The organism is Myxococcota bacterium (assembly GCA_035498015.1).
GTDB lineage: Bacteria > Myxococcota_A > UBA9160 > SZUA-336 > SZUA-336 > VGRW01.
In genome coordinates this window covers 1-4106 of record DATKAO010000056.1, presented here as the reverse complement: position 1 = coordinate 4106, position 4106 = coordinate 1, and the positions used below count along the sequence as shown (strand labels likewise).

General features: G+C 71.5%; 4 protein-coding genes. All 4 read right to left on the bottom strand.

Annotated elements, in window-relative coordinates; genetic code table 11:
• Positions 1-858: FAD:protein FMN transferase (locus VMR86_04810; GenBank protein HTO06358.1), on the bottom strand; the 858-nt coding region annotated here is incomplete at its 3' end.
• A gap of 26 nt (positions 859-884) precedes the next feature.
• Positions 885-3422, bottom strand: a complete 2538-nt coding sequence (locus VMR86_04805) for a DUF3570 domain-containing protein (GenBank protein ID HTO06357.1) — start codon at positions 3420-3422, stop codon at positions 885-887.
• On the bottom strand, positions 3409-3636 hold the full coding sequence (locus VMR86_04800) for a DUF4266 domain-containing protein (GenBank protein ID HTO06356.1): 228 nt from the start codon (positions 3634-3636) through the stop codon (positions 3409-3411). Before VMR86_04800 ends, VMR86_04805 begins: the two co-directional genes overlap by 14 nt.
• Positions 3620-4106: TlpA disulfide reductase family protein (locus VMR86_04795; protein HTO06355.1), on the bottom strand; the 487-nt coding region annotated here is incomplete at its 5' end. The genes VMR86_04795 and VMR86_04800, both read right to left, overlap by 17 nt.

Genomic DNA, 4106 nt, shown 5'->3' with positions numbered 1-4106 from the left:
GAGCGTCCCGCCGCTTCCACCGTGCACGTCCATCCAGTGGTGCGGGATCTCCTGCTCGGCGAGCCATGCCGGGCCTGCCTCCTGCTTCAGCATCGCGATCGTCGAGGCGCTCCCGGCGACGATGCAGAAATCCGCGACGGCGCTCACGGACGCGAGGTGACGCACGGGCCAGCCCGTGCGCGGATCGAGGATGTGGCCGTAGCGCACGCCGTCGATCACGACGCAACGCTCGTAGTCGCCGCTGCTCGCGAGGGCGCCGTCGTGCAGCACGAACGTGCCCGCGAGCCGGTCGCGCTCGCGCGGGTGGCGGACCCCGATCCGCCACGGCTCGCCGTCCGGACGCGGGCCGACGATCGCGAGATCGCCGCCGAGATTCACGAGGCCGCCGTGCACGCCCTCCGCGCGACACAGCGCGACGACGCGATCCGCCGCGTATTCCTTCACGACGCCGCCGAAGTCGATCTGCATCCCGGCGAGCGGGAACGCGAGCCGGGGTGCACGCCATGCGACCCGGTGCCAGCCGACCTTCGCACGCAGCGCCTCCAGCTCGGCGGCGTCCGGCAGCGCGCCACCCTCGCAGCGCCAGGCCGCGCGCAGCACCCCGGCCGTGACGTCGAAGAGCCCGCCGCTCTCGCGGTGACAGGCGTCGGCGTAGTCGAGCAGGCGCGCGGTCTCGGCATCGACGTCGATGCAGCCGCCGCTCGCCGCCGCGCGGTTGATCTCCGCCAGGAAGCTGTCCTCGCGGTACGTCGTGTACTTCGCGTCCAGCCGCGCGACCTCCGCGACCGCGAGCGCTGCTGCGCGGCGCGCCTCTGCCTCGTCGGCCGCGAAGAGCTGGAGCTCGCACGGGCAGCCCATCGACGCGAAGGCGGCGCGAATGCCCTTCAGAAGGCGAGGCTCCAGGCGATCTGGAGACCGCCCACCCGCTCGAGCTGGTAGCCCTCGACGTCGTCGCGCAGCGGCTGGAGCCATTCGAGCGCGAGCCGCTGCCCGGAGAGCGGGCCCCACCCGGTCGCGGCGAGGCCGAGCCCGAGATCGACGTACTGCCCTCCGTAGTTCGAGGGAAAGTCCATCGGACCGGACTCGGAGTGCCGGCGGTCGTAGTCGTGGCGGATGGAGCCCTGCCAGGTGTAGAGACCGCGCGCCGTAGCCGTCAGCCAGCGCGTCAGGGCGAACCCCGCCCAGCCGGTCGCCTGGAAGACGTCGCCGAGCGCGTAGCCCGAGTCGTTCTCGTCCTCGAGCCGCACGATGCCGGAGAGCTGGCTCCCGAACGAGAGCCTCTTCCACGCGCCCGTGTAGGTGAGGCTCGGCATGAAGTCCCAGGTGCCGCTGCCGAGCTGCATGCCGTAGTGCGTGTACCCGTTGTCCTGCTGGTGGCTGCGAGGGTCCTTCTCCGTGACCGATCCGGTCGGCGCGCTCAGGCCGAGTCCCGCGTGCAGCTCGTGCCCCGACGCCGCGTAGAGTCGGAGCAGCGCGTAGAGTGCGGTGTCGCCGACGCCGCCCGTCTCGTGGTCGTGGTGGCCGTGCTCGTCGGGTACGGCGCCTTCGAGCGGATCGAGGTCCATCTCCATCGCGACGAAGGACGGCATCAGCATCAGGTTCAGCCAGGACGTCGGCGCGTAGCCGACGTCGACCATGATCATCTGCATGGTCATGCTCTTCGGAGCGGTGCTGCACGGGATGTCGTGGCAGCCCTCTGCGATGATCTCCGCGTCGCCGGCCGTGCGCGTGCCCCGCAGCACGTTGCCGTCCTGGAGCGTGTAGCCGTAACGGAGTCCGAACATCCAGTCGCCGGCATCTCCGAGCATGTGCGCGAGCATCACGCCCGCGGGCGCCTCTCCCGAGTGGCCGTGCGCCGCGTGGAAGGCGCCTTCGGACACGCCCTCGGCGGCCGCGATCGAGCGCAGCGCGGAGGTGTCGAAGCGGAGACCCGCCGACAGCAGGTACGAGTCGAAGTCGCTGTAGCCGCCTTCGCCGCCGCCGCCGATCCGCCAGTCGCCGCGATGCACCGTGTACTCGAAGCTGCCGTCGAGCAGCACGCCCGGGAGCAGCCGCAGGCTGAGCGTCGCGCCGCCCGAGAGCGCGCCGAAGGCCGAGAGTCGCTCGTCGCTCGAGAAGTGGGACGGCAGCAGCGACGGATCGAACGGGGTGATCGAGATGATGTCGCCGGTGTCGGGGTCCGTGACGATGGTCCGGTACGCCTGCTGCGAGATCAGGTACGGCTGGTAGAAGTCCGCCTGCCCCTGCGAGTAGAAGCGCAGGCGCGGCGTCAGGGTGAGGCCGAAGCCGAGCGGCTGTCCCCAGCTCGCCTCGAACGTGTGCGCGTCGATGCCCCAGTCGTCGGCGTAGAACCCGTAGGAGAGGTGCAGGGCCGCATCGACCCGGGCGACGTACTGGACCAGTCGCAGGTCGGCGCTCCACTCGTTGCGCGAGTTCGGTCGCTGCTCGAGCAGCGCGTGCACCTGCGCGTAGTAGCCGCCGGGCGGCGCCTGCACCTGGTGCGCGGGGTCGATGAACGCGACCTCCTCCACCTTGTAGGGGTTCTCGAGGTAGCCGGACGCGCGCGCGTAACCGAAGCCCAGCTTCACCACGGTGTTGGGGCCGAGGATCTGCGAGAGCCCGAGCCGCAGCCCCACCTCGTCGCTGTCGCCCGAGAGGACGCGCTTGCCGGTGGACGGGAAGATCTCGACCTCGTGCCGGTACGCGCTGGTGTCGATGTAGGGCACGGCATCGTGGCTGAGCTCGGCTCGCGTCTCGTTGTGCGTGTAGCTGAGGCTGCCCTCCAGGCGCAGCATGCCCTCGTCGAACTCCATGGCGCCGCCGAGCGTGCCCCAGGCCGAGTCGTAGTCGCTCTCGAACGATCCGCCGCCGCCGATCGACAGCTCGGCCCGGTCGAACGTGTAGTGGAGCGTGGCATCCACCTGCTGGCGGGTCTCCGGCGAGGCGTAGGAGAGCGTGTGCACGAGCGAGCGGTTGGCAGCGGCCGGGTCACCGTGCTCGTCGAGCTCGAGCGGCTGGAACTTCGAGTTCAGGAAGAGATCACCCTCGATGATGGGCGTCGCGCCGGACGTGCCGTCGGGCGACGTGGGCCGATTGCCGCCGAATACGAGCGGCGCCGTCGCGATCGGCGTGGCGCCGGACCACGTGTCCTGCTCGTACTCGACGTCGAGCGACCACCGGTCGAAGAGCGAGAAGCGGCCGCGCGCCAGCAGATTGTCGACGCGGATGGGGTCGTAGGCGCTGTCGACGCCCGAGAGATCGCGATCCCCCTCGGTGTAGCGTCCGTACTGGAACGAGAACTCGTCGCTTCCGTCCGAGCGCGCGCGGCCGGGGATCATCCCCGGCAGAGTCAGCGCTGCGGCGGTCAGCGCGCGCAGGGAAGGGCTGAGCGGGGAAGCGATCCAGCTCCTAGTCGCAGCCACAGCCCCCGCCCGCGCCGATCTCTCCGCCGGCGGCCGCCTCGCGGCTCGCGTGCACGTGGTCGCGGAGCGCGCGCTCCGGCGGATCGGGATCGAGCGCCATCTGGGGCTTCGCGAGGCGACCGCGATCCCAGGGCGCCACCGGAGCGCAGCTCGCGACGGCCAGGCCGAGCGCGCACAGGCTCGCGACGCGCCGCCGCCTAACGCGCGCCCGCACGCGTCCGCTCGTCGTCACCCGCCGGCTCCGCCGGCGCTTCGCCCTCGTCCAGCAGCGACTCCACCTGCGCGCGAAGCGCCTCGGCGTCGCCGGGGTGGAAGCCCCGGTGCACGGAGCGGATCGTGCCCCCGCGATCGACCAGGACGGCGGACGGGAGCGACGCGACGCCAAACGCGCGCGGGCACTCCCGGGAGCGATCCGCCGCCAGCTCGAAGCGCACCGCATAGTGCGCGAGGAACGCTCGCGCCTCCTCCGGCTTCTCGTCGAGGTTCACGGCCACGATCTCGAGCCCGCGCTCGCGGTAGTCGCGATCGAGGGCCATCAGAAAAGGGAAGGACTCCACGCAGGCGGAGCACCAGGACGCCCAGAAGTCGACCCACAGCACTTTGCCGCGCGCGGGAGCGAGCGCGACCTCCTCACCGCTGTCGAGCGCGGTCAGCGCGCAATCCGGTGCCAGGCGCCCGACCGGC